This window comes from Inhella gelatinilytica (genome assembly GCF_016093295.1).
Taxonomy (GTDB): Bacteria; Pseudomonadota; Gammaproteobacteria; order Burkholderiales; family Burkholderiaceae_C; genus Inhella; species Inhella gelatinilytica.
The window spans coordinates 72445-96284 of record NZ_JAEDAL010000005.1; the positions used below are offsets into that span (position 1 = coordinate 72445).

At 60.7% G+C, this 23840-nt stretch carries 24 protein-coding genes and 2 tRNA genes; 7 read left to right on the plus strand and 19 right to left on the minus strand.

Translation table 11 applies throughout. The features are described from left to right. Positions 1-5 precede the first annotated feature (5 nt). The 12 genes from lpxA to rpsB all read right to left on the minus strand — a co-directional run bounded on the left by lpxA (position 6) and on the right by rpsB (position 11052). Positions 6-791, minus strand: a complete 786-nt coding sequence (gene lpxA / locus I7X43_RS11105) for an acyl-ACP--UDP-N-acetylglucosamine O-acyltransferase (protein ID WP_198101015.1) — start codon at positions 789-791, stop codon at positions 6-8. Between the two features lie 11 nt (positions 792-802). Further along, complete coding sequence (gene fabZ / locus I7X43_RS11110) at positions 803-1243, minus strand: 3-hydroxyacyl-ACP dehydratase FabZ (protein WP_198101016.1); 441 nt, start codon at positions 1241-1243, stop codon at positions 803-805. 2 nt (positions 1244-1245) lie between these two features. Further along, positions 1246-2286: a UDP-3-O-(3-hydroxymyristoyl)glucosamine N-acyltransferase gene (gene lpxD, locus I7X43_RS11115; RefSeq protein ID WP_198101166.1), complete on the minus strand. Its 1041-nt coding sequence runs from the start codon at positions 2284-2286 to the stop codon at positions 1246-1248. Positions 2287-2300: 14 nt separating this feature from the next. Then, positions 2301-2801, minus strand: coding sequence for an OmpH/Skp family outer membrane protein (locus I7X43_RS11120; RefSeq protein WP_246480361.1), 501 nt, complete (start codon positions 2799-2801; stop codon positions 2301-2303). Between the two features lie 8 nt (positions 2802-2809). Beyond that, the gene (gene bamA / locus I7X43_RS11125) at positions 2810-5122 is read right to left on the minus strand and encodes an outer membrane protein assembly factor BamA (protein ID WP_198101018.1); all 2313 of its coding nucleotides are present in this window, start codon (positions 5120-5122) and stop codon (positions 2810-2812) included. Positions 5123-5224: 102 nt separating this feature from the next. Continuing rightward, positions 5225-6409, minus strand: a complete 1185-nt coding sequence (locus I7X43_RS11130; RefSeq protein ID WP_198101019.1) for a 1-deoxy-D-xylulose-5-phosphate reductoisomerase — start codon at positions 6407-6409, stop codon at positions 5225-5227. Then, the gene (locus I7X43_RS11135) at positions 6406-7236 is read right to left on the minus strand and encodes a phosphatidate cytidylyltransferase (protein WP_198101020.1); all 831 of its coding nucleotides are present in this window, start codon (positions 7234-7236) and stop codon (positions 6406-6408) included. The genes I7X43_RS11130 and I7X43_RS11135 overlap by 4 nt, the downstream gene beginning before the upstream one ends. Further along, on the minus strand, positions 7237-7953 hold the full coding sequence (uppS, locus tag I7X43_RS11140) for a polyprenyl diphosphate synthase (RefSeq protein ID WP_198101021.1): 717 nt from the start codon (positions 7951-7953) through the stop codon (positions 7237-7239). After that, complete coding sequence (gene frr / locus I7X43_RS11145) at positions 7953-8513, minus strand: ribosome recycling factor (RefSeq protein ID WP_198101022.1); 561 nt, start codon at positions 8511-8513, stop codon at positions 7953-7955. The genes uppS and frr overlap by 1 nt, the downstream gene beginning before the upstream one ends. A gap of 22 nt (positions 8514-8535) precedes the next feature. Further along, positions 8536-9246: a UMP kinase gene (gene pyrH / locus I7X43_RS11150; protein WP_198101023.1), complete on the minus strand. Its 711-nt coding sequence runs from the start codon at positions 9244-9246 to the stop codon at positions 8536-8538. A gap of 84 nt (positions 9247-9330) precedes the next feature. Further along, positions 9331-10227, minus strand: a complete 897-nt coding sequence (tsf, locus tag I7X43_RS11155) for a translation elongation factor Ts (protein WP_198101024.1) — start codon at positions 10225-10227, stop codon at positions 9331-9333. Positions 10228-10308: 81 nt separating this feature from the next. Further along, a complete protein-coding gene (gene rpsB, locus I7X43_RS11160; protein ID WP_198101025.1) occupies positions 10309-11052 on the minus strand; it encodes a 30S ribosomal protein S2 in 744 nt (247 codons plus the stop codon). A gap of 186 nt (positions 11053-11238) precedes the next feature. On the opposite strand from rpsB, the gene I7X43_RS11165 reads away from it, so the two are divergent. Continuing rightward, the gene (locus I7X43_RS11165) at positions 11239-12762 is read left to right on the plus strand and encodes an NAD(P)H-hydrate dehydratase (RefSeq protein WP_198101026.1); all 1524 of its coding nucleotides are present in this window, start codon (positions 11239-11241) and stop codon (positions 12760-12762) included. Between the two features lie 5 nt (positions 12763-12767). Here the strand turns inward: I7X43_RS11165 and rnr are convergent, their stop codons facing one another. Next, complete coding sequence (rnr, locus tag I7X43_RS11170; protein WP_198101167.1) at positions 12768-14900, minus strand: ribonuclease R; 2133 nt, start codon at positions 14898-14900, stop codon at positions 12768-12770. 111 nt (positions 14901-15011) lie between these two features. Between rnr and I7X43_RS11175 the strand changes: the two genes are divergently transcribed. Then, positions 15012-15096 (plus strand) — tRNA-Leu (locus I7X43_RS11175). Between the two features lie 126 nt (positions 15097-15222). Here I7X43_RS11175 and I7X43_RS11180 read toward each other — a convergent pair. From I7X43_RS11180 to I7X43_RS11195, 4 genes are all read right to left on the minus strand, one after another. Next, a tRNA-Ser gene (locus tag I7X43_RS11180) sits at positions 15223-15313 on the minus strand. 55 nt (positions 15314-15368) lie between these two features. Continuing rightward, positions 15369-16664 (minus strand): serine--tRNA ligase, encoded by a 1296-nt coding sequence (gene serS, locus I7X43_RS11185; RefSeq protein WP_198101027.1) that lies wholly within the window; start codon positions 16662-16664, stop codon positions 15369-15371. A gap of 78 nt (positions 16665-16742) precedes the next feature. Further along, positions 16743-17705: a 4-hydroxy-3-methylbut-2-enyl diphosphate reductase gene (gene ispH / locus I7X43_RS11190; RefSeq protein WP_198101028.1), complete on the minus strand. Its 963-nt coding sequence runs from the start codon at positions 17703-17705 to the stop codon at positions 16743-16745. Then, entirely contained in the window at positions 17705-18154 is a 450-nt protein-coding gene (locus I7X43_RS11195; RefSeq protein ID WP_198101029.1) for an FKBP-type peptidyl-prolyl cis-trans isomerase, read from the minus strand. Before I7X43_RS11195 ends, ispH begins: the two co-directional genes overlap by 1 nt. Before the next feature lie 76 nt (positions 18155-18230). Here I7X43_RS11195 and radC point away from each other — a divergent pair, with 76 nt between their 5' ends. Further along, positions 18231-18905: a RadC family protein gene (radC, locus tag I7X43_RS11200; protein WP_198101030.1), complete on the plus strand. Its 675-nt coding sequence runs from the start codon at positions 18231-18233 to the stop codon at positions 18903-18905. Between the two features lie 2 nt (positions 18906-18907). Then, a complete protein-coding gene (locus I7X43_RS11205; protein WP_198101031.1) occupies positions 18908-19537 on the plus strand; it encodes a Smr/MutS family protein in 630 nt (209 codons plus the stop codon). Positions 19538-19589: 52 nt separating this feature from the next. Here I7X43_RS11205 and I7X43_RS11210 read toward each other — a convergent pair whose 3' ends face one another. Together I7X43_RS11210 and I7X43_RS11215 are read right to left on the minus strand one after the other, a co-directional pair. Next, positions 19590-20348: a MinD/ParA family protein gene (locus I7X43_RS11210; RefSeq protein WP_198101032.1), complete on the minus strand. Its 759-nt coding sequence runs from the start codon at positions 20346-20348 to the stop codon at positions 19590-19592. Beyond that, the gene (locus I7X43_RS11215) at positions 20345-21067 is read right to left on the minus strand and encodes a GGDEF domain-containing protein (protein ID WP_198101033.1); all 723 of its coding nucleotides are present in this window, start codon (positions 21065-21067) and stop codon (positions 20345-20347) included. The genes I7X43_RS11210 and I7X43_RS11215 overlap by 4 nt, the downstream gene beginning before the upstream one ends. Before the next feature lie 146 nt (positions 21068-21213). On the opposite strand from I7X43_RS11215, the gene I7X43_RS11220 reads away from it, so the two are divergent. Genes I7X43_RS11220 through I7X43_RS11230 form a run of 3 tightly spaced genes read left to right on the plus strand, consistent with a single transcriptional unit; the run spans position 21214 to position 23837 of the window. Then, positions 21214-22065: a CheR family methyltransferase gene (locus I7X43_RS11220; RefSeq protein ID WP_246480362.1), complete on the plus strand. Its 852-nt coding sequence runs from the start codon at positions 21214-21216 to the stop codon at positions 22063-22065. Positions 22066-22072: 7 nt separating this feature from the next. Further along, the gene (cheD, locus tag I7X43_RS11225; RefSeq protein ID WP_198101035.1) at positions 22073-22744 is read left to right on the plus strand and encodes a chemoreceptor glutamine deamidase CheD; all 672 of its coding nucleotides are present in this window, start codon (positions 22073-22075) and stop codon (positions 22742-22744) included. 7 nt (positions 22745-22751) lie between these two features. Further along, the gene (locus tag I7X43_RS11230; RefSeq protein ID WP_198101036.1) at positions 22752-23837 is read left to right on the plus strand and encodes a protein-glutamate methylesterase/protein-glutamine glutaminase; all 1086 of its coding nucleotides are present in this window, start codon (positions 22752-22754) and stop codon (positions 23835-23837) included. The last annotated feature ends 3 nt before the right edge of the window (positions 23838-23840 follow it).

Here is a 23840-nt window from a genome sequence, read left to right on the forward strand (position 1 = left end):
GGCGTTCAGCGAACCAAGCCGCGCTTGGAGGCGGCCAAGAAGTCCAACATGACTTGGACCTCCTCGTCGCCACCCTGCCCCCGCAAGCCCTCAATTGCCTGCCCCGCTTGCTCCAGCGTGAGCGACTGGCGGAACAAAGCCTTGTGCATCTGCCGCACGACGGCGATGCGCTCCGGTGTGAAGTCGCGACGCTTGAGCCCGGTGAGGTTGACCGCACGCACCGAAAGCGGATTGCCGTCCACGGTCATGTACGGTGCCACATCCTGGCTCACATGGGCCTGAAAGCCCACCATGGCATGGGCCCCGATGTGCACCCACTGGTGCACACCCGTCAGGCCGCCGATCACGGCCCAGTCCCCAACGTGCACGTGCCCCGCCAAGGTGGCGGCATTGGCCAGCACGCAGTGGTCGCCCAGCACCACATCGTGGGCCAGGTGCACGTAGGCCATGATCCAGTTGTCGGACCCCACCCGCGTCACACCCTGCTCCTTGTGCGTGCCCGTGCTGAAGGTGCAGGACTGGAACACCGTGTTGCGGTCCCCCACGACAAGCGCCGTCACCTCGTCCCCATGGCTCATGTCTTGCGGCATGCAGCCAATCGAGCTGTGGGAGTGGAACCGGTTGTCACGGCCGATGGTGGTTCGTCCCTCAATCACACAGTGCGGACCGATGACCGTCCCCGCACCGATGCGGACCTGCGGACCCACGATGGCATAAGGTCCCACCTCAACGCCGGTGTCCAACTCGGCCGCCGGGTCTACCAGCGCAGTGGCGTGGATCTTGGTGCTCATTTGCTGCCGCCTCAGGGCGCGATGCGGCGCATGGTGCTCATCAGCTGAGCCTCCGCAGCGAGTTCCTCGCCAACATAGGCCTTGCCAGTGAACTTGTAGATGCCCGCCTTGGCGCGGTCCAGGGTCACGTCCAGAATGAGCTGATCCCCCGGCTCGACGGGCCGTTTGAATCGCGCGCCGTCAATGCCGGCGAAATACACCACCGTGGTCTCATCGAGCACCACTTCCGAGCTGCCCACCGCGAGCAGCGTCGCGGCCTGGGCCATGGCTTCCAGGATCATCACGCCCGGAAACACGGGGCGGTGTGGGAAGTGGCCCAGGAACACGGGCTCGTTGATGGACACATTCTTGAGCGCGCGAATGCGTTTGCCCTTTTCAATGTCGAGCACCCGGTCCACCAACAGGATGGGGTAACGATGGGGCAGGCATTTCAGGATTTGATGAATGTCCATGGTCAAACGTCGCTCTTTGGATTGTTTTTTTCAAGTGCCCTGACCCGCTCGCGCAGCTTGTACAGCTGCCGCAAAGACGCCGCATTCTTTTCCCAGGCCGCGTTGTCGTCGAGCGGAAAGATGCCGGTGTAGGTTCCCGGCTTCGTGATCGAACGGGTGACCACCGAACAAGCCGAAATGTGCACGCTGTCCACCAGCGTCAGGTGGCCAATGATCTTCGCGTCCCCGCCAATGGTGCAATGCTTGCCGATTCGGGTACTGCCCGCGACCGCAGCGCAGCCGGCCATGGCGGTGTGTGCCCCGATGTGGACGTTGTGGGCGATGTGGATCAGGTTGTCCAGCTTGACGCCGTCTTCAATCACCGTGTCGTCCAGCGCGCCGCGGTCAATCGTGCAGTTTGCGCCGATCTCCACGTCGTCGCCTATGCGCACCCGTCCCAGCTGTTCGATCTTGGCCCAGGCTCCCTGCTCGGGCGCGAAACCGAAGCCATCTGCCCCGATCACCGTGCCGGCATGCACGATGCACCGGGCCCCCAGCTCACAGCCCTCGCCGATCCACACCTGACCGGCAATGCGCGCCTGCGCACCAATATGCGCCGCGCGCCCGACCACAGTGTGCGGACCCAATTGCGCCCCGGCCTCTAGGACGGCGTCCGCCTCGATCACAGCAAAGGGTCCGATGCTGACGTTCGCCGCCAACTGGGCTGTGGGGTGCACGCAAGCCGTGGCGTGGATGCCACCGCTGCCCCGCCCCGCACGCACCTTGGCCAGCCACCACTGGCTGAGCCGGGCGTAATACAGGTAGGGGTTGGGGGTGACGATGAGCGCGGCCTGCGTCGCCGCCTCTTCCGCCAAGTCCGGCGGCACGATCAAGGCCCCTGCACGGCTGGCGCGCATGGCCGCCCTGTGCTTGGCCCCGGTCACAAAACCGAGATGGTGGGCCTCGGCAGACTGCAGGCTGGCCAGCCCCAGAAGCGGAAGCGCAGCCGACCCAATCAAGTCCCCGCCCAGCGCGGCAACGATGTCACCGAGCTGAACTTCCACCTCGCCGCGCACGCTTATTTCTGCGCGTTCAAAGCGTCGATGACACGCTTGGTGATGTCAATGCGCGGGCTGTAGTGAATGGCATCCTGCAGGATCAAGTCGTACTTGTCTTGTTCGAAGATCTGCTTGATGACGCGATTGGCACGCTCCACCACCACCTGCAACTCTTCATTGCGGCGCTGTTGAGCATCCTCTTGGAATTCGCGGCGCTTGCGCTCGAGATCGCGGTTGGTCTCAACCAATTCCCGCTGGCGGCGGTTGCGTTCAACCTCGCTGAGCATGGGAGAGTCTTTTTCAAACTTCTCACCCGCAGCCTGCAACTTGGCCGCCATGTCTTTCAGTTCTTTCTCGCGTTTGCCAAATTCAGCCTCCAGCTTCGCCTGCGCCGCGCGGGCCAAGTTGGACTCCTTGATGACACGCTCACTGTTGACGAACCCAATCTTCAACTCTTGCGCCGAGACGCCGGTCAGGGGAAGCACCGCAAAAGCGGCCAAAGTCAGGGCACGCAGGCTCATGGCAATCATCAGAAGGAATTCCCGATCTGGAATTGGAAGCGTTCAATTCTATCGTGGGGCTGGTAGCGAATTGGCTTACCCCAGCTCAGGCGCAGCGGACCCACTGGCGACATCCAGGACAAGCCAATACCCGCCGAGGCCCGGAGGCTGGAGATGCCCACCTTTTCATAATTGCTTTCGGTGTTCCAGACGTTGCCGACATCGACAAACGTGAAAAGGCGGAAGGTTCGATCCTTGCCGGCCCCCGGCACCGGGATGTACAGCTCGGCGTTCAGGTTGACCTTCAAGTTCCCCCCACTGCGGGCCCCTGTGTTGTCCACGGGACCGAGCGATCCGCCCTCAAAGGTACGGACCGATCCCAAACCCCCCGCATAAAAGGTCTTGAACACCGGATACAGCCGCCCCCCCAGCGCCTTACCGGCTCCCACCTCACCGTTCAACATCAAGGTGAACTTGCTGCCAATGGGGAAAAACTTCTGCGCCTGGATATTCAACCGGCCATACCGCGCATCCCCGCCGGGACTGAACTCCAAATTCACCCGCTTCATCGACCCTGAAATGGGCGAAAGCAGGTTGTCCCGGTTGTCATTGGCCCATCCGATGGTCAACGGGATCGACACACTGGAACGACCAAACGCTTGCGCATACTTGAAGATATTGTTGGGCACGCCCTGCGTTTCGGTAATCTTGGTCCGTTCATATCCCGCACCGAAAAACACCGTATCAAATTCGGCGACGGGAACCCCCCAGGTGAGCTTTCCGCCCTCGGACGCAAACTCATAGACTTCGCCGAGGTTGCTCAGCGGCCGCGACGTGCGATAGAAAAGGTCCAAACGACGCGAAACCCCATCCTCGTTCGAATAAGGATCCGTCAGGCCCACCACCACGGCACGACCGATCTTGGACGTATTCAGTTCCAACTCCACCCCACGACCAGACCCCAAGAAGTTGTCCTGCCGGATGGAACCCGTCAACGTCATCTTGGTTTGGCTGGAGTAGCCCATACCAAAGGTCACAGCCCCCGTTGACCGTTCCTTGACCGTCAGGACCACATCCACCTGATCCGGCGCTCCGGGCACCTCCACCGTGTCGACTTCTACCGACTCAAAGAAACCCAGGCGGTCCACACGTTCCTTGGACGCTTTGATGCGTTGGCCGTCGTACCAGGCCCCTTCAAACTGTCGGAACTCGCGCCGAATCACCTCATCGCGCGTTTTGTTGTTTCCCGCCACCGAGATGCGGCGCACATAAGCCCGTCGCTCTGGACTCGACACCAGAGTCACCGTCACTTGCCCGGTGGCACGATCGATATCTTGGCGCGCCTCCACACGGGGGAAGGCATAACCGAAGGCCCCAAAATAGTCGCTGAACGCACGGGTGGTTTGTGTCACCGTTTCGCCATTGAACGGTTCGCCGGGCTTGATGGCAACAAGAGACTTGAAGTTCTCCAACTGGCCGAGGTAATCCCCCTCCAGTTTCACCGCCGCGACGGTGTACGGCTGCCCCTCATTGACCGTAACGGCCACCGAAATGTGCTGCTTGTCGGGCGAAATCGTGACCTGAGTCGATTCGACATTGAACTCCAGGTAGCCCCGATTACGGTAGTAACTACTCAGCAGTTCCAAATCGCCGTTGAGTTTGGTGCGCGAATACCGATCCGTCTTCGTGTACCACGTCAGCCAACCCGACTTCGTTTGGTCAAACAAGCCCATCAGCGTGGACTCGGAGAACACCTTGTTGCCCAGAATGCGAATGTCTGCAATCTTGGCCGGCTCGCCTTCAACCACAGCGAACGTTACGTTGACCCGGTTGCGTTCCAGCGGCGTAATCGTTGTCGTGACCTCAGCCCCGTAATAGCTCTTGGTCAGGTACTGGCGCTTGAGTTCCTGCTCAGCACGGTCCGCCAAGGCGCGGTCAAACGGCCGCCCCTCACCAATGCCCACGTCCTTCAAAGACTTCGTCAACGCATCGCGGTCAAACTCTTTCAGGCCAATAAAGCTGACGTCCGCAATGATGGGACGCTCTTCAATCACCACCACGACCGCGTCACCGTCAATTTGAATGCGTACGTCTTTGTACAGACCGGTGGCGAAGAGCGCGCGCAAAGCGGCGACACCCTTTTCATCGGTGTAGGTGTCACCGATGCGAAAGGGCAAGCTCGCGAACACCGTACCGGGATCGGTCCGCTGCAGACCTTCAATGCGAATGTCCCGCAGCTTGAAGGGTTCAACCGCCCAAACTGAAGTGCTAAAGGCGCCCGCCAGCACCAGAGTCAACAAAGACGAGTGGATGCGCGTGCGCGTACGTTCAAAAGCGGCCATGCCAGGGGGATTCCAAGATCCGAGAAAACCAACCGGCCACAGAGCCGACGGGCGAGAAACACAATGCGCCTGCAAAGGCGCCGCGGATGATACTTGAGCCACTCAATGAGTCAGGGCTGCTTCCGCTGCACGGCGAGCGCGCTGATCCAGGGACAGCAGACCCTCGAGGTCAGCGGTTTCGGCCGAGCTGGGGATGACCGCCTCAAGGCAGCGCCCGACCAGTTCGGCGATGCCCGTGAATGGCAACCGTCGGTCCAGGAATGCCGCGACCGCGACTTCATTGGCGGCGTTCAGTACGGCCGCGCTCCCTTCCGGTCCCCGCAAGGCTTGCCACGCCAAACCCAGCGCTGGGAAACGGCGCATATCCGGTGACTCAAACTGCAACGCTGAAAAGTCCAACAAATTCAGCGCCGAAGCGCCAGATTCGATACGCTCTGGGAACGACAGGGCAAAGGCGATGGGCACGCGCATGTCCGGTGTCCCCATCTGAGCCAGTACAGACTGATCGCGACAAACCACCATGGAGTGCACGATGCTTTGAGGGTGGATCAACACCTTCAATCGATCAGCGGGCATCTGAAACAGCCAATGAGCCTCAATCAACTCGAGCCCCTTGTTCATCATGGTGGCCGAATCGACTGAGATTTTTCGGCCCATGACCCAATTGGGATGGGCGCAGGCTTCCTCGGGGGTCACGGCCCCCAACGATTCGGGGGCGCGCTGACGGAAGGGCCCTCCCGAGGCGGTAAGAACCAGGTGGTCAATCACCTCAGGCCAGCGATGGCGAGCCTCCGGCAGACACTGAAAGATCGCGGAATGCTCAGAGTCCACCGGCAGCAGCGTGGCGCCCCCTTGCGCGACCGCGCGCATAAAGTAAGCCCCCCCAACGACCAGTGCTTCCTTGTTGGCCAACAGGAGCCGCTTGCCCGCACGCGCCGCCGCCAGGCAAGGGCCCAAGCCCGCGGCCCCGACGATGGCCGCCATCACCGCGTCGACTTCGTCATGGGCGGCCAAGGCTTCCAGCGCTGCCGGGCCGACCAGCACTTCAGTGGAGATTCCAGCCGCACGCAACCGCGCCTGCAAAGCATGCGCCGCTTCTGGATCAGCCAAACAGGCCCACCGCGGCCGGTGCTGCAGGCACTGTTCGAACAGGAGATCGGCACGTCCGTGTGCGGTCAGTGACACCGCCTCAAACCGATCGGGGTGCCGAGCGATGACGTCCAGCGTGTTCTTGCCAATGGAACCGGTCGACCCCAGTACGCAGACCCGCAGTCGGCGTGAGCTCATGCCAGCACCATCAACGCCCATGCGGCCGGCAGGACCGGGAGCAAAGCGTCTATGCGATCCAGCACGCCGCCATGACCCGGCAACAGGTGGCTGCTGTCCTTCGCTCCCGCAGCCCGCTTGACCAAGGACTCCACAAGATCCCCCATCACACTGAGGGCCGACAAAGTCACGCAAATCACCATCGTCAGCAACCAACCCCAGCGTGCGACCCATCGACCGTATGCGCTGGCACCGTCAACCCAAGACTGGGTATCGATCACCGCCACCCAAAACCAAGCCAGCGCCAATACGCCGATTAGGCCAGACACCACACCCTCCCAGCTCTTGCCTGGGCTGATCGTCGGCGCCAATTTCCGTTTCCCGAAAAGTCGCCCGCCCGCATAAGCCGCAATGTCGGCCATCCAGACCAAGCACAGCACGGATAGCAAGGCATTCAAACCCAAGCCCTTCAAATGCACCAAGGCCAGGCCCGCGGGTACCAGAAGCAAAGGGCCCACCGCAAGCCGCAGTCCCTGCGGCCATTGCGCCCAGCCTTCAGGGCCCCGAGACAGCAGCCAACTCCCGCCCAAGACCCACATCAACAGAACCAACTGCCAAATGGCAACCGACAAGGGCCACCAGTGCAACGCGGCCAAGAGGCTCAACACCGCCACCCCGAGCGCCACGGATGCGCTGAAGCCCCAGCCGTTCAAGCGCCCCCACTCCCAACCGGCCAGCACCATGGCCGTGACAGCCACAACCGCAAACGGCCAGGTTTGGCTCGACGCCAACGCGGGCAACACCAGGGCCAGCAAGACCACGGCCGTTAGAACACGCTGTTTCAACATTTAGCGACTCTCCTTAAGCCCACCAAAGCGGCGCTCTCGCCCCTGAAAATCGCGGATGGCCGCATCCAGGTCGTCGGCGCCAAAGTCGGGCCACAGCCGATCGGTGAACACCAGCTCCGAGTACGCCGCCTGCCAGAGTAGAAAGTTGCTCAATCGCTGCTCACCGCCGGTCCGGATGAACAGATCCGGATCTGGGGTGGGCGCCAGCGCCATGTAGCGCGCCAAACGGTCTTCAGTCAGGGCCGCGGGTTCAACCCCATCGGCCATGGCCCGACGACAAGCCTGCGCGATGTCCCATCGCCCCCCGTAATTGAAGGCGACCTGAAGCAGCAATTTGTCATTGTGCGCGGTCGCTGCCTCCGCGTCATCCCATGCTTGCCTGAGCTTGGCGGACACGGCGTCTCGATCGCCGATCACCCGCACCTTGACCCCCAAGGCCCCCAATCGCACCAAATAGCGGCTGATGGCAGCCAGCACCAAGCCCATCAACCCGCTGATTTCCTCATCCGATCGCTTCCAGTTCTCAGAGGAAAAGGCAAACACGGTCAGGATCGGAATGTCCCGGTCCAGGCAGCCCTGAATGACCCGCACCACGGCATCCACACCGGCCTTGTGCCCAAAGAAACGCGGCAAAAAACGCTTCTTGGCCCAACGTCCATTGCCATCCATGACGATGGCGACATGGCGGGGCAAACCCGCCAAAGCTTCAGCCGGCATCAGACCGCCAAAATTTCCGTTTCCTTGGCTTGCAGCAGCTTATCGATTTCCGCAACGGTCTTGTCCGTGAGTTTCTGCATTTCGTCCAAGCAGCGGCGCTCTTCGTCTTCGGTGATCGCCTTGTCCTTCAGCAGCTTCTTGGCATGCTCATTGGCATCGCGACGCAAATTGCGCACGGCGACCTTGGCATCTTCACCGGCACCCTTGGTGACCTTGACGAGGTCACGCCGACGCTCCTCCGACAGCGGCGGCATCGGGACGCGAATCAACTCGCCTTGCGCGCTGGGATTCAGACCCAGATCGGACTCGCGAATCGCTTTCTCAACCTTGGCGGCCATGGGCTTCTCCCAGACCTGAACGCTGATCGTGCGCGCGTCCAACAAGCTCACGTTGGCCACTTGGCTGATCGGCACCATGGAGCCGTAGTACTCCACATGGACTTGATCCAAGATGCCAGGATGAGCACGGCCCGTGCGGATCTTCTGCAATTCGTTTTTGAACGCTTCGATGGACTTGGCCATCTTGGCTTCGGCATTCTTTTTGATGTCGGCAATGCTCATGGAAGTCTTCTCACACTCAGAGTCAAACGTGAACCAGGGTACCTTCGTCGTGGCCCATCACCACCGACTTCAAAGCCCCCGGCTTGAAGATGCTGAACACCCGAATCGGCAGCTTTTGATCCCGGCACAGCGCAAAGGCCGTGGCGTCCAGCACCTGCAGATTACGCGTGATCGCCTCATCGAAGGTCAGGCGGTGATAGCGCGTGGCCGTCGGATCTTTCTTGGGATCGGCGGTGTACACGCCATCCACCTTGGTGGCTTTGAGCATCACTTCGGCACCGATTTCGGCGCCGCGCAGCGCGGCCGCCGTATCGGTCGTAAAGAAGGGGTTACCCGTGCCCGCACCAAAAATGACAACCTTACCCTCTTCCAGGTACTGCAAGGCTTTGGGGCGCACGTAGGGCTCCACCACTTGATCGATGCTGATGGCTGACATGACCCGGGCCGTCATGCCTTCTTGGCGCATGGTGTCCGCCAACGCCAGCGCATTCATCACGGTAGCCAACATGCCCATGTAATCGGCCGTGGCCCGATCCATTCCGACGGAGCCACCTGCCACCCCTCGGAAAATATTGCCCCCCCCGATGACGACGGCCACCTCGGTTCCGAGTTGCGTGACCTCCTGAATCTCGCGCACGATGCGAACGATCGTGGAGCGATTGATCCCATAGGCGTCGTCGCCCATGAGGGCCTCACCGGAAAGTTTGAGCAGGATGCGTTTGTGGGCAGGCATAGACAGGCTGGAAGAGGGAATGCACCAGTGTAAAGGGCGCCCTTCAAGGCGCCCTTTACTCCTTCAAAAAGTGGGATCAGACGATCACTGACCCTTGGCAGCAGCCACTTGGGCCGCCACTTCCGCAGCGAAGTCATCCACCTTCTTCTCAATGCCCTCGCCCACAACGAACAGGGTGAAGCCCTTGAGTGCCGTGGCTTTTTCTTTCAGCATGGCTGCGACGGTTTGCTTGCCATCCGCAGCCTTCACGAAGACCTGATCCAACAAGCTGACTTCCTTCAGGTACTTGGCCACCGCCCCATCGACCATCTTGGTCTGGAACTCAGCAGCTTTGCCCGACTCGGCAGCTTTCTCAGTCGCGATCTTGCGCTCTTTCTCAATCAGATCGGCCGGCACTTCAGCGCTGGACAGCGCGACCGGCTTCATCGCCGCGACGTGCATGGCGACGTCCTTGGCCGCCACGTCGTCACCGTCAAAGGCCACGATCACACCAATCCGGGTGCCATGCAGGTAGTGGGCCAACTTTCCAGCGCCGGCGTAGCGCTGGAAACGGCGAATGGTCATGTTTTCGCCAATCTTGCCAATCAGCCCCTTGCGAACGTCTTCCACCGTCGGGCCAAAGCTCTCTTGGCTCAGAGGCAGAGCCGACAGCGCCGCCACGTCGGCAGGGTTGTGTTCCGCCACCAACGAAGCCAGCGCATTGGCGAAAGCCAAAAAGGCATCGTTCTTGCTCACGAAGTCCGTTTCGCAATTGACTTCGATCAGCGCACCGTTGTCACCTTGAACTGCCGCAGCCACGACACCTTCAGCGGTAACACGCGAAGCGGCCTTACCCGCTTTGTTGCCCAGCTTGACACGCAGAATTTCTTCCGCACGGGTCATGTCGCCGTCGGCCTCGGTCAGGGCCTTTTTGCACTCCATCATCGGGGCATCAGTACGGGCGCGCAGTTCAGCGACCATGCTTGCGGTGATAGCAGCCATCACAAACTCCAGAAAACTTGAAGGGATCTAATTGGGACAAAGGGGCCACGAAGGGCCCCTTAATGCACTGAGGGGAAGGGCTTACGCGCCTTCGCTGACCTCAACAAACTCGTCGCCAGAAGCGACGGCTTGCACCAGGTCTTGCGTTGCATTGGCCTTGCCATCCAGCACGGCGTCGGCCATGGCCTTGGCATACAGCGCCACCGCTTTGGCCGAGTCGTCGTTGCCCGGGATGATGTAGTCCACGCCTTCGGGCGAGTGGTTGGTGTCCACCACAGCAATCACGGGGATGCCCAGCTTCTTGGCTTCGGCGATGGCAATCTTGTGATAGCCCACGTCGATCACGAACAAAGCGTCCGGCAGCGCAGCCATATCCTGAATACCGCCGATGTTCTTTTCCAACTTGGCGATCTCACGATCGAACATCAAGGCTTCTTTTTTGATCTTGGACTCACCGCCCGCTTCTTTGGCGGCCTGCATGTCCTTGAGTTTCTTCAGCGAGCCCTTGACCGTCTTGAAGTTGGTCAACATGCCGCCGAGCCAGCGCTGTTCAACATAGGGCATGCCAGCGCGTTGTGCCTCCAGGGCGACGATGTCGCGACCCGAACGCTTGGTGCCAACAAACAGGATGTTGCCGCGCTTGCTGGCCAGTTGGCGCGCAAACTTCAGAGCTTCCTGGAAAGCCGGCAGGCTCTTTTCCAGGTTGATGATGTGAATCTTGTTGCGATGGCCGTAGATATAGGGGGCCATCTTGGGGTTCCAGAAGCGAGTTTGGTGACCGAAGTGGACACCGGCTTCCAGCATTTCACGCATGGTGACGGACATAGTAGTCTCCGAAGGTTGGGTCTTAAGCCGGGCCAGACCATCCAGGGGATGGCACCATTCGGGGCCCGACTCGCGATTGAATGACTTGCCGCCAAAGCGACTTCGCCATTCCGCGTTACCACAGGGTTGAAAAAAGCTCTACGGCAATATCCGCCGCAAAACCCAGAGAGTATAAGGCATTTCCCGATGTCTGCTTCCATCCGCCGACTCACTCCGCTGCACGCCCCCGAAGCCGCTGTAGGCGTCCAAGCCATTCGCGCGCTCGAGTCGCAGCGACTTGGCGCAGAGCGCGGTGCAAGCCCTTCGCCGCTCATGGAACGCGCGGGGTGGGATGCAGCCCGGTTGCTTCGCGCCTTAAACCCCGCCCGCGAACCTGTGCACATTCTTTGCGGGCCGGGCAACAACGGTGGCGATGGATTGGTCTGTGCTCGTCACCTTCGCCAAATGGGCGACGACATCAGCGTGTACCTGCCGGAGAGCGTCAGTCGCACGGCCGATCAGGCCGCTGCGCTCGCGGCAGCCATTCAGGCCGGGGTCACCGTCTTCACCAACCCGTCGCCCCCCAAAACAACAAGGTGGTTGGTCGATGCCCTTTTGGGCATTGGGGCCCAAGGCCCGGTACACGGCGCCTTGGCTGAAACGCTGCACCTTTGGGCCCAGCACCCGGCTCGGCGCCTGGCCCTGGATCTCCCCTCGGGATTGGACGCCGATTCAGGGGCCGATGGTGGTGCGCTCAGGTGCGACCACACACTGACATTCCTGCGCAGCAAACCCGGACTCTGGACAGGCGCCGGGCGAGGCGTTTGCGGCGAGATCTGGCTGAGCACCTTGGGCGAGGGGCTGATTTCCGACGACGCCCCCCTGGCCCCCATCCAGCTGGGAGGGCACCACCTCATCACGGATTGGTTGCAGTGGTCGCCGCGGTCACGGCAACCGCATACCAGCCACAAGGGTCGTCAGGGTGATGTCTTTGTTGCCGGCGGCGAACTGCTCGGCGCCGGACTTCTCGCAGCGCAGGCCGCACTCTGGTCTGGCGCTGGCCGCGTTCGATTGGCCTCGGCGCAGAACAGCTTGGTTCTCCCACACTCACCCGAACTGATTCTTGACGCATTGGACGGACTCGACCGCCACCCCAATCAGACCGTCGTTGTGGGTTGCGGATGGGGCAACCAGTCGTCCCAACCGTTGGAGCACTTGATCGAGCGCGCCGCACGATTGGTGCTGGATGCCGATGGACTTAATGCCGTCGCCCATAACCCCAACTTGGCCCAGACCCTGCGATCGCGCAGCCCTCTGGCACGCGCCAGCATCCTTACCCCCCACCCCTTGGAGGCCGCCCGCCTGCTCGGTTGCGACGTTTCGACCGTGCAGCGGGATCGGCTGGCAGCCGCCCAGGCCATTGCGGAGCAGTTCCGCTGCACCGTGGTGCTCAAAGGATCGGGGTCGGTCATTGCTCACCCCAACCGCCAGCCCTGGATTAACACCACGGGACACAACGCACTGGCGACTGCTGGCACCGGCGACGTACTGGCCGGCTGGCTCGGGGGCCTGTGGGCACAGAGTCCCACAGGCGACCCTCAGCACCTGGCCGCCATCGGGGTCGCCTGGCACGGGGCGGCCGCCGATGCCGTGCCAACTGGAAGCGCACCGCTCACGGCCACCGAACTCATCAAGGCGATGTATGCCCTACACCCCCACTCGATGATCTAAGCCGGTCAGCGGCGACCGTTCTTGGTCTTGCGCCCAGCGGGCTGACTTTCGCGCAGAGCGCTTTGCCGCGCCCGTTTGAACTGCCGCGACTCCGCCTCAACCTCCTTCAAGCGCTGCACCGCAGGTCCACCGGCCTTTCCACCAGTTTTCGACACTCCTTTTCCAAACCCTATCGTTTTGGTGTCGGCGCCCTTTGGGTCAAAAAGTCGGAATTCAATCCGCCGGCCATCCAGGTCCACTCGACTGACCTGAACGTGCAATCGGGCACCCAATCCAAACCGGATCCCGGTTCGTTCACCTCGCAGCTCTTGACGCGCCTCATCAAACCGGAAGTACTCGCCGCCCAATTCCGTGATGTGGACCAACCCTTCCACAAACAAGCTTTCAAGCTGCACAAACAGCCCAAATGGCGCCACCGACGTGACATGCCCAAGGAAATCCTCACCCAGGCGGTCTCGCATGTACCGGCACTTCAGCCAGGCTTCCACATCGCGCGAGGCCTCGTCCGCACGGCGCTCATTGGCACTGCAGTGCAATCCCAACTGTTCCCAGGCTTGCACCGCCTCGGCCTGCGCCTGCTTGCCCCGTCCGTGTCCGGTCAAAGCGTACCGCTTGCCTTGTAGCAAGGCCTTGATAACCCGATGCACCAACAAGTCCGGGTAGCGGCGGATGGGGCTGGTGAAATGCGTGTAGGCCGAGTACGCCAACCCAAAGTGCCCGTTGTTGTAGGGCGTATACATGGCCTGCTGCATCGAACGCAGCAGCAGCATGTGAACTTGCGGCGTGTCTGGTCGATTTTTGGTCGACTCAGCCAAGGCTTGCAGGTCTGCCGGTTTCAAGGGATCCGGCAGGTTCGGGGTGAGCCCCAGAGCCCGCAGCGACGCCATCAAAGTCTGCCGCTTCTCCTCGGTGGGGCCCTCGTGTACACGAAAAAGCGACGGGTGCTCTGCCTGCTGAATGAACTCAGCAGCACACACATTGGCTGCGAGCATGCACTCTTCGATCAGACGGTGCGCCTCATTCCGAACCCGCGGCACGATGCGCTCAATACGACCGTTCTCGTCGCAAATGATCTGGGTCTCGGGCGTGTCAAAGTCAACCGCACCGCGCCGAGCTCGGGCTTGCAGCAGTGCCTGGTACACCCCATGCAGGTTGAGCAAGGCCGGGACCAAATCGCGACGTCGCTGCGCCTCCGGGCCATGGGTATTGCCCAGAATGGCCGCCACTTCGGTATAGGTGAACCGAGCCTGCGAAACCATGACCGCCGGATAGAACTGAAAGGCCTTGACCTGCCCCTCAGACGACACAGTCATGTCGCAAACCATGCACAAGCGCTCAACCTCTGGGTTCAGGGAGCACAAGCCATTCGACAACTTTTCCGGCAGCATGGGTATCACCCGACGCGGAAAGTAGACCGAGGTCGCACGATCGAAGGCGTCATCGTCGAGGGCTTCGCCCGGTTTGACGTAGTGACTGACATCCGCTATTGCGACCAACAATCGCCACCCCGCCTTGCCGTGCGGCTCACAATAAACCGCATCGTCAAAGTCTCGGGCATCCTCGCCGTCAATAGTGACCAGATTCACATCCCGCAGGTCGACGCGCCCTTTGAGATCTGCTGCTCGCAACTTTTCCGGCAACTTTGCAGACTGCGCCAAGGTCTCTGGAGAGAAGACATACGGAACCTCATATTTGCGAACCGCAATCTCAATTTCCAGACCGGGATCATCGATATCCCCCAGCACCTCCGTGATTCGCCCAACCGGTTGCGCATACAGCGTCGGCACCTCGGTAAGCTCCACCGCCACCACTTGCCCCGGTCTCGCCTGCGCTGTATCCGGTTTGGGGATCAAGATGTCTTGCCCCAAGCGCTTGTCCTCCGGCGCAACAAGCCAAACACCCTGCTCGATCAACAAGCGCCCAATTAGCGGCCGCTTGCGACGCTCGACGATCTCCAGAATGCGACCTTCGGGTCGTCCCCGCTTGTCAATGCGCACGACCCGAGCTCGAACCACGTCGCCATGAAGGGCGGCACGCATCTCATTGGCGGGTATGTAAAGGTCGGGGCCTTTGCCGTCCAACAAAACAAAGCCGTGTCCGTCGCGATGCCCCTGCAGGGTCCCTGTGAGCTCCTGCAGCCATCCTGTGCCGGCACCCTCGGGAGCCGGCTGTACTTTCGTTTTTTTGATGATATAGTCCTTGTCTTTCTTGCCGAAGCAGCCAGATTCTCTGGCGCCAACAGCAGATAAGCCCAGGTGGCGGAATTGGTAGACGCACTAGTTTCAGGTACTAGCGGGTAACTCCGTGGAGGTTCGAGTCCTCTCCTGGGCACCAAAACAAAAAAGCCAGCACATTGTGCTGGCTTTTTTATTTGTTTTTCGCGCCCCCGAATCAACTCGCGCCCTCACGAGCAGACAACGGAAAAAAGAAAACGGGCCGCGCGGCCCGTTTTCTAATATTTGGCGGAGAGGGAGGGATTCGAACCCTCGGTACGGTATAAGCGTACGCCGCATTTCGAGTGCGGTACATTCAACCACTCTGCCACCTCTCCTAATTCAGGTGCCCGCGGTGGTGCTTGCGGGAAAGCTCAGCAGTATAGCGCAAATTTACGCGCGCAGCTCGGTCACGCCACCCATGTATGGCACCAGTGCGTCCGGAACACGAATCGAGCCATCCGGCTGCTGGTAGTTCTCCAGCACCGCCACCAGGGTTCGGCCCACCGCAAGGCCAGAACCATTCAAGGTGTGAACCAGTTCGTTCTTGCCCTGAGCATTCTTGAACCGCGTTTGCATGCGACGCGCCTGGAAGGCTTCGCAGTTTGAACAACTGCTGATTTCGCGATACGTGTTCTGCGCGGGCAGCCACACCTCCAAGTCATAGGTCTTGGCCGCGCCAAAACCCATGTCGCCCGTGCAAAGTTGCATGACACGATAAGGCAAACCCAATCGCTGAAGGATGGCCTCCGCATGGCTCACCATTTCCTGCAAAGCCGCCTCACTTTGCTCTGGGTGCACGATCTGAACCATCTCGACTTTGTCGAATTGGTGCTGCCGAATCATGCCGCGGGTGTCCCGCCCCGCCGAACCCGCTTCCGAGCGGAAGCAAGGGCTGTGCGCGGTCAGCTTGATGGGCAAGTCTTCCGCTTTCAACACGGTTTCACGCACGCTGTTGGTGAGAGAGATTTCCGAAGTTGAAATCAGGTACTGCTCGGGATGTTGGTCGTCCCCCCCTCGCAGCACCCAAAACATGTCTTCTTTGAACTTCGGAAGTTGCCCCGTCCCTTCCAACACCTCACGGTTCACGATGTACGGTGTGTAGCACTCGGTGTAGCCATGCTGCTGGGTCTGTACGTCCAGCATGAAGGCAGCGAGCGCCCGGTGCAGTCGAGCCATCGGTCCTCGCAGGAAGGTGAAGCGCGCGCCCGAGAGTTTGGCCCCCGTCTCAAATTCAAGACCCAGCGGCTCCCCCAGGTCCACGTGGTCGCGGGGATCCGTCTCGAAGACCCGCGGCGTACCCCAACGGCGCACTTCAACGTTGCCGCTTTCATCCGGCCCCACGGGCACGTCTTCCTGAGGCAAGTTGGCCACGTGCATCAGGATGTCATTCAGTTCGGCCTGCAGCACGTCCAGTCGCTCCGCGCTGGCCTTCAATGCGTCACCAATCCCCCCCACTTCGGCCATAAGAGCACTGGCATCTTCCCCCTTGCCCTTGGCCATGCCAATGGCCTTGGACAGGCTGTTGCGGCGGGCTTGCAGATCTTCAGTCTGGGTCTGAAGTTGCTTACGCTCCGACTCCAATGCCTGGAAACGGGCAACATCCAAATAGGGCTGCGGATTCTTCCGCGTCTGAAGGCGGGCAACCACGGCATCCAGGTCGCGGCGTAAAAGGCTGATATCAAGCATAGAAACTCTTTTGGGATGGAAACGAGGCTAGAGGCCTCGATCAAAGCAAGGGCGGGGGTACCGAAGCAGAGGGAACGGTCAAGATCGATCAGCTGAAACGGTGGCCATCGATTTGTCCCCCAGCCCCAAGGGCAGAGGGAAACGAACCTGCTCCTGAACACCGGAGAGGGACCGAATGGATACCGCGCCCATCAGGCGCAGCTTCTGAATAACGGCTTGCACAAGAACCTCAGGGGCTGACGCACCAGCAGTTAAACCGATGCGCGGGCGCCCTTCGAGCCATTCGGCTTGCAAGTCCTCCACGGTATCGACCATGTAACCTGGTGTGCCCAAACGCTCGGCCAGTTCTCTGAGCCGGTTGCTGTTGGAACTGGTGGGGCTTCCCACCACGATCACCACGTCAACCTGCGGCGCCAGCACTTTGATGGCGTCCTGTCGGTTTTGCGTGGCATAGCAGATGTCTTGCTGCTTGGGCTCTCGAACTTGGGGAAACCGCCGGCGAATGGCCTCAAGCACCTCAGCCGCATCGTCGACGCTGAGTGTGGTTTGGGTCACAACGGCCAACTTCTCGACGTTGTCAAGGTTCAATCGCGCAACATCATCGGCGCTCTCGACCAGATCAATGCCCGCACTCAGCTGGCCCATGGTGCCCTCAACCTCAGGGTGGCCCGCATGCCCGACCATGATGAAGCGATACCCTTCGCGCGCCAGCTTGGCCACCTCAACATGAACTTTCGTGACCAGCGGACAGGTGGCGTCAAAGATCTGGAAACCCCGTGCTTGCGCCTGGAGCCGCACCGCTTGACTGACCCCGTGCGCCGAGAACACCAGCGTTGCCCCCACCGGCACTTCATCCAACTCTTCAATGAAGATGGCGCCCTTGCGCTTCAGATCGGCCACCACATAGGTGTTGTGCACAATTTCGTGCCGCACGTAAATCGGTGCCCCAAAACGCTGCAAGGCTCGCTCAACGATCTCGATGGCGCGATCCACACCGGCACAAAAACCGCGAGGTTCAGCCAAAACCACTTCGGCATTCATCACAGGATTCCGATCACCCGCACTTCAAAAACCAGGGGCTGGCCCGCCAATGGGTGGTTGAAGTCAAAGTCAAAATAATCTTCGCCTTCGGCGATCAACAGCCCCGTCAATTCCTGCGCCCCTTCCGGCGCGGGAAATTGGATAGCATCCCCCACCTGGTACACGTGGTCGGGGTCCCCGTACTGAGCCATCAGCTTGCGGCTCAGCCGTTGAACCAGCTCCGGGTTGCGCGGACCAAAAACCGCCTCGCCATCGACCTCGAATCGTGCACTCTGGCCTTCGGTTAAACCGATCAAACAAGCCTCCAGTCCGGGGGCAAATTCCCCTGAACCCAGGGTTAGCGTCGCAGGCGGATGGTCGAAGGTATCCACCCAAGCCCGCCCCTCGCGGCTGCTGAGTCGGTAGTGCAAGGTCAAAAACGCGCCGGGCGCGGCCGTGGCAACAGACATGGCGAAGCCGGTACACCGGCGGATCAGACAAATGGGGGATTTTAGAGAGCGGGTGAGTGGTTTTTAGAATTCCATCATGCTGCTAGACACACTGCCCCAAAGCTGCCGTCCGCGGGAAAAACTGCTGAACCACGGCGCACAAGCGTTGAGCGAGGTGGAGTTGTTGGCATTGCTGTTGCGAACAGGCACGGTGGGACGATCTGTGCTTCAGATGGCAGAAGAATTGCTCCAGCAATTTGGGGGCTTGGGAGGGCTGCTCAAGGCCCCCAGGGCCGAATTGGCCCGCGTCAAGGGGCTGGGCCCCGCCAAGCAGGCGGAATTGCAGGCCGTACTGGAGATTGCCCGCCGTGTTTTGACCACCCCGCTGACCGAGCGGCCCATTCTTCGAGAGGCTCAAGCCGTAGAAGACCTGCTTCGATTGCAAATGGGGGGGCTCGGCCATGAAATTTTTGCCGTGCTGTTCTTGGACAGCCAATTGCGCCTGATTCAGTTCGAAGAGGTGTTTCGTGGCACCCTCACCCAAACGGCGGTCTATCCCCGAGAAATCGTCCAACGTGCCTTGCATCATCGGGCTGCGGCGGTCGTTCTGGCCCACAACCACCCCAGCGGGGTGACCGAGCCCTCGTCGGCCGATATTCAACTCACCCAACGACTGTCCGCGGCCCTTGCGCTAATTGATGTCCGCGTTTTGGATCACTTTGTTGTGGGGCAATCCGCCTGCGCGTCCATGGCTCAGCGGGGGTTGATGTGAGGGTGCGCGGCTTGGGCCTGGCCGGGCTGGCGGAAATTCAACCGATATTGAAGCGCCGACGCGATGAGGTGGAACGCGCCGCTCGAGAGCGTGCCGAACAATTGGCCGCGCTCGATCGAGAACGCCGCCGCTTCGAACTGAGCGTTGGCCCTGTTACCCGGATGAAGGACCAGAGGCTCGCGGTCCTGCGGCGAGAAGCGCCCCGCCCTGAACCCAAGCAGAGCGCGGCGGATGAGGCCGACGTGTTAAGGCAAGCCCTCTCCGACGGCTTCGACGTCGAAAGTCTGCTGGAAACCGATGAGGAACTGTCGTACCGCCGACCGGGTGTATCCACCAATGTGTTGCACCGATTGAGGCGCGGGCACTGGAGTTTGCAGGCGCAATTGGACCTCCACGGCCTGCGCCAAGACGAAGCCCGCGAGGCCATTGGGCACTTTTTCCATCTGTGTCAGGCACAGGAGCGACGCTGCGTTCGCATCATTCATGGCAAGGGCCACGGCTCACCTGGCCGCGAGGGCATTTTGCGTGTCAAGGTGCGACGGTGGTTGGTCCAGCATGACGCTGTCTTGGCATTCGTCCAGGCTCGAGCCGACGAAGGGGGCGCTGGCGCCCTTGTGGTGCTGCTCGCCTGATTCCCCCGGGGGGGGTCAGGAGACTCCCCGGGGGCGGATGGACACCGTCAGCTCAGCCGATCAATCGGTTGGCCAGCGCCTTCAGCCCTTGGGCCGCGTCACTACCGGGGCTCAATTCGAGCAACAGTTGACGACGCAAAACCGCCTGGCGCACGGCGACGTCATTGCGGACCTCCCCCATCAACTCCAAGCGGAAACTGTGCCCGGTTGGTTCAACAAACCGGGCCAGGACCGTTTGTAATTGGGTACAGATCGTGCGACCTTCGCCTTGTCGATTGGCTTGGTTCACCACCAGTCCGACATTGCGTCGGGCCTGTTGAGTTGCCAAGACTTTGATGGTGGCATAGGCGTCCGTAAGCGACGTGGGCTCTGGCGTGGCCACGACCAACACCTCCGTCGCCAACGACACGGCGTACAACACCACATCCGAGATGCCCGCCCCGGTGTCGATCAATACCCAGTCATAGCGCGGTCTGACCTGGTCCACGATGCGCAGCATCTTGTCGCGAACCTCCGGCGTGAGGCGCGAATATTCCACCATCCCTGAGCCCGCCAACAACACCGAGAACCCCCCGGGCGCTGGCGCGATGGCCTGGTCCAGGCTGCATTTGTCCGTGAAGACGTCGTGCAAAGTTAGCTTGGGGTGCAAATTCAGGACAACGTCCAAGTTAGCCAAGCCCAAATCAGCATCCAACACCAGGACGCGTTGTCCCCGGGAGGCCAGTGCGCAGGCGAGATTGGCCGTCACAAAGGTTTTCCCGACGCCCCCTTTTCCGCTGGTAATCGCGATGGTTTTGGCGCCGCTGCTCATGGCGTGTCCTCGGGTACAACGGCAAACAACATGCTTTTCTCGTCAGCGCTCACCACGGACTCCACTTGGGGCTCCAGGCAGGCCCGGTTACGTCCCTCCGCCTTGGCGCGATACAACTGGCGATCCGCACGCTCCATCCAGAGCAAAGGTGAAGATCGCACCCACTGGGGTGCAAATGCACCGCCCACACTCACCGTCACCCGCAAGGACAAGGCTGGGGACACCGGTATGACGGCCGCCTCAACGTTGACCCGGATTCGTTCGGCCACTGTTGGACCAAAGCTGGCCGAGCAGTTGGGCAGGACCACCGCGAACTCCTCGCCCCCCACCCGGGCCACGGTATCCATGGGCCGCACAGCAGCCGCCACGGCGTCCGCCACAGCGCGAATCACCACATCGCCCGCTGCGTGCCCATGGGTGTCATTGACTTTCTTGAAGTGATCGATGTCCAGCATGAGCAGCAACGCTTGCTCACCCGATCGCGCCACGCGGTCAATTTCGCGGATGAGCTGCATCTCGAAATTTCGGCGATTGGCCAAACCCGTCAGGGGGTCTCGATTCGACAAATCGGCCAGCGCGTCAATCAACCCCTGCATCCAAGCCAAGCTGTAGGGGGGCGCATCCGGTAACAGTGCGCCGGCTTGATCCAGCAACTGCACCGCGCGCTCCAGGTCAAGCTCGCGCAGGGCCGGCAGGGGATCGGTGCGGAGAAGGGTCATCAGCTCACAGGTAAGGACTCGAATCAGTCTAGCAGTGCATTCCCGCCCTGTGGAAGCCAAGCTCAAGAATCCGCCCCCCGTATCGATACTAGGGTGAAAACTCAGCGGCGCCTCTCACAATGGGTTCAACCTCTGATGGCTTGGGCATGACCTTACTTGAAATGCAGCGTTCGGAAGGATCCGAACAGGAATTCAGCTTCAGTCGCAACGACTTTGATCGGGTGCGCAAAATGATTTATGCGCACGCAGGCATCAGCCTTCACGATGGCAAACACGCCATGGTGTACAGCCGCCTGTCGCGGCGCTTGCGCGAAACCGGCCATCGGAGTTTTTCTGACTATCTGGATGCCTTGGATCGCAGCACGGGCCAGGCCTCCGAGCAAGAGTGGCAGGAGTTTGTGAACTGCCTGACCACGAACCTGACCAGCTTTTTCCGCGAAGAGCATCACTTCCACGCCCTGGCCGATGAGTTGAAGCAGCATTTCCAGGGCAAACCGTTGCGCATCTGGTGTTGCGCCGCCTCCACAGGCGAAGAACCCTACTCGATCGCCATGACGTGTCATGAGTCGTTGGGCAACGCCGGGCAGGTGCAATTGGTCTGCTCTGACATCGACACCAATGTGCTCGCGACCGCCCGTCGAGGGGTCTACAGCGCTGAGTCGCGCGGTTTGTCGCCCGAGCGACTCAAACGATTCTTTTTACGCGGCACGGGCGCCAATTCGGGACGCATTCGGGTCAAACCCGAACTCACGCGCGGGATTGATTTCCGGGTCGTCAACCTGATGCACACTCAGTGGCAACTGGGAGAGCCCTTCCACCTTGTGTTTTGCCGCAACGTGATGATCTACTTTGACGCCCCCACCCAGCGCAAAGTGCTGGAGCGAATCCATCGGGTCATGCAACCCCATGGCCTGCTCTTTGTCGGGCATTCTGAGAATTTCACTGAATCCAAGGACTTGTTCCGCCTTCGGGGCAAGACGATTTACGAACGCGTGTAGGTCCCCCATGAGCAGCCTTTCGAGTGCATCGGTCTCCGCCAGCAGTGCGCTGGGCGGAAACGCGGCTGCCACCGCATGGGTGAGTAAGCTCAAAACGGTGCCGCGCAAATCCGGCGAGGCCTCGTTCTTTTTTTACGACTCTCACTTCAAGAACGCCGCCGTCAAAGTGTTGCCCGGCGAGTACTTTGTTGAAAACGAAGATCTGCTGATCATGACGACCTTGGGCTCCTGCATTGCCGCGTGCTTGTGGGACCGGACAGCTCAAGTGGGAGGCATGAACCATTTCATGCTCCCGGAAGGCAATGGTGAATCCGGTCGCTATGGCAGCTTCGCCATGGAATTGCTCATCAACGAAATGATGAAACGCGGCGCCAATAAGGGGCGCATGGAAGCCAAGGTCTTCGGCGGCGGCGCCGTGATCACCGGCATGAACAGCCTGGCTGTTGGCGAGCGCAACACCAACTTTGTATTGGATTATTTGAAAACGGAGCGCATCCCGGTCGTCTCCAAAGATGTCTTGGATGTGTACCCCCGCAAGGTCTGCTTCCTGCCCAAGAGTGGGAAAGCCATGGTGAAACGTTTGGCCTCGGCCAATGAGGCCTTGGTGGTTCAGGATCAAACTGCCGTGACCCGCGTTCAGCCCGTGGCCAGCAGTGGCGGCTCCATCGACTTGTTCTGAGGCATTGATGGCAAAGATTCGTGTGGTCGTGGTGGATGACTCGGCGCTGGTGCGCTCCATCCTCACTGAAATCATCAACAAGCAACCCGACATGGAGTGCGTGGGAGCGGCCAGCGACCCCCTCATTGCGCGGGAGATGATCCGCAACACCAACCCCGACGTGATCACGCTGGATGTCGAAATGCCCAAGATGGATGGCATTGACTTCCTGTCACGGCTGATGCGTTTGCGGCCCACGCCCGTGGTCATGGTCTCCACGCTGACCGAGCGTGGGGCCGAGGTCACGCTGCGGGCCTTGGAGTTGGGCGCCATTGATTTTGTGGCCAAACCCAAGATTGGCGTGGCCGACGGCATTCGCCAACTGGCCGACGACATCACCGACAAAGTCCGCATCGCTGCCAAAGCGCATGTGCGTCGGACCCCCAGTGCGGCCCCGACGCCCGCCGGGACAGCGGCACCCGCACCAGCACCGGTGACTGCTGTGGGCCGACTTTCCACCGAAAAAATCATTTTCATTGGCGCGTCAACCGGCGGTACCGAAGCAACCAAGGATGTTTTGGTCAACCTGCCGGCCGATTGCCCCGCCGTTTGCGTCACGCAACACATGCCCCCAGGATTCACTGCCAGCTATGCAAGCCGATTGAACTCGCTCTGCAAGATCCGGGTCAGCGAAGCCCGAGATGGCGAGCGCATTCTTCCCGGGCACTGTTACATCGCGCCCGGTGGCAAGCATTTCAGCGTTGAACGCTCGGGCGCCAACTACATCGCTCGCGTTCAAGATGGCGACCCTGTGAACCGGCATAAGCCGTCGGTGGAGGTTTTGTTCAACTCCGCTGCCCGCGTGGTGGGGCGAAACGCGTTAGGCATCATGCTCACTGGCATGGGCGGGGATGGCGCGAAAGCCATGCGCACGATGAAAGACGCCGGAGCCTACAACTTGGTGCAGGACGAAGCCACTTGCGTGGTTTTTGGGATGCCGCGCGAGGCCATCGCCGCCGGAGCCGCCGATGAAGTCCTGCCACTGCCTCAAATTGCGCCGCGCTTGATCGAGTACCTGCGCAGCACATCGGGCATGTCCATGAACCGCGTGTGACGC

What these genes read in the sequence shown, in the direction of transcription:
- lpxA (WP_198101015.1), bottom strand. Translation starts at nt 791, where the DNA reads ATGAGCACCAAGATCCACGCCACTGCGCTGGTAGACCCGGCGGCCGAG.
- fabZ (WP_198101016.1), bottom strand. Translation starts at nt 1,243, where the DNA reads ATGGACATTCATCAAATCCTGAAATGCCTGCCCCATCGTTACCCCATC.
- I7X43_RS11120 (WP_246480361.1), bottom strand. Translation starts at nt 2,801, where the DNA reads ATGAGCCTGCGTGCCCTGACTTTGGCCGCTTTTGCGGTGCTTCCCCTG.
- bamA (WP_198101018.1), bottom strand. Translation starts at nt 5,122, where the DNA reads ATGGCCGCTTTTGAACGTACGCGCACGCGCATCCACTCGTCTTTGTTG.
- I7X43_RS11130 (WP_198101019.1), bottom strand. Translation starts at nt 6,409, where the DNA reads ATGAGCTCACGCCGACTGCGGGTCTGCGTACTGGGGTCGACCGGTTCC.
- I7X43_RS11135 (WP_198101020.1), bottom strand. Translation starts at nt 7,236, where the DNA reads ATGTTGAAACAGCGTGTTCTAACGGCCGTGGTCTTGCTGGCCCTGGTG.
- uppS (WP_198101021.1), bottom strand. Translation starts at nt 7,953, where the DNA reads ATGCCGGCTGAAGCTTTGGCGGGTTTGCCCCGCCATGTCGCCATCGTC.
- frr (WP_198101022.1), bottom strand. Translation starts at nt 8,513, where the DNA reads ATGAGCATTGCCGACATCAAAAAGAATGCCGAAGCCAAGATGGCCAAG.
- pyrH (WP_198101023.1), bottom strand. Translation starts at nt 9,246, where the DNA reads ATGCCTGCCCACAAACGCATCCTGCTCAAACTTTCCGGTGAGGCCCTC.
- tsf (WP_198101024.1), bottom strand. Translation starts at nt 10,227, where the DNA reads ATGGCTGCTATCACCGCAAGCATGGTCGCTGAACTGCGCGCCCGTACT.
- rpsB (WP_198101025.1), bottom strand. Translation starts at nt 11,052, where the DNA reads ATGTCCGTCACCATGCGTGAAATGCTGGAAGCCGGTGTCCACTTCGGT.
- I7X43_RS11165 (WP_198101026.1), top strand. Translation starts at nt 11,239, where the DNA reads ATGTCTGCTTCCATCCGCCGACTCACTCCGCTGCACGCCCCCGAAGCC.
- serS (WP_198101027.1), bottom strand. Translation starts at nt 16,664, where the DNA reads ATGCTTGATATCAGCCTTTTACGCCGCGACCTGGATGCCGTGGTTGCC.
- ispH (WP_198101028.1), bottom strand. Translation starts at nt 17,705, where the DNA reads ATGAATGCCGAAGTGGTTTTGGCTGAACCTCGCGGTTTTTGTGCCGGT.
- I7X43_RS11195 (WP_198101029.1), bottom strand. Translation starts at nt 18,154, where the DNA reads ATGTCTGTTGCCACGGCCGCGCCCGGCGCGTTTTTGACCTTGCACTAC.
- radC (WP_198101030.1), top strand. Translation starts at nt 18,231, where the DNA reads ATGCTGCTAGACACACTGCCCCAAAGCTGCCGTCCGCGGGAAAAACTG.
- I7X43_RS11210 (WP_198101032.1), bottom strand. Translation starts at nt 20,348, where the DNA reads ATGAGCAGCGGCGCCAAAACCATCGCGATTACCAGCGGAAAAGGGGGC.
- I7X43_RS11215 (WP_198101033.1), bottom strand. Translation starts at nt 21,067, where the DNA reads ATGACCCTTCTCCGCACCGATCCCCTGCCGGCCCTGCGCGAGCTTGAC.
- I7X43_RS11220 (WP_246480362.1), top strand. Translation starts at nt 21,214, where the DNA reads ATGACCTTACTTGAAATGCAGCGTTCGGAAGGATCCGAACAGGAATTC.
- cheD (WP_198101035.1), top strand. Translation starts at nt 22,073, where the DNA reads ATGAGCAGCCTTTCGAGTGCATCGGTCTCCGCCAGCAGTGCGCTGGGC.
- I7X43_RS11230 (WP_198101036.1), top strand. Translation starts at nt 22,752, where the DNA reads ATGGCAAAGATTCGTGTGGTCGTGGTGGATGACTCGGCGCTGGTGCGC.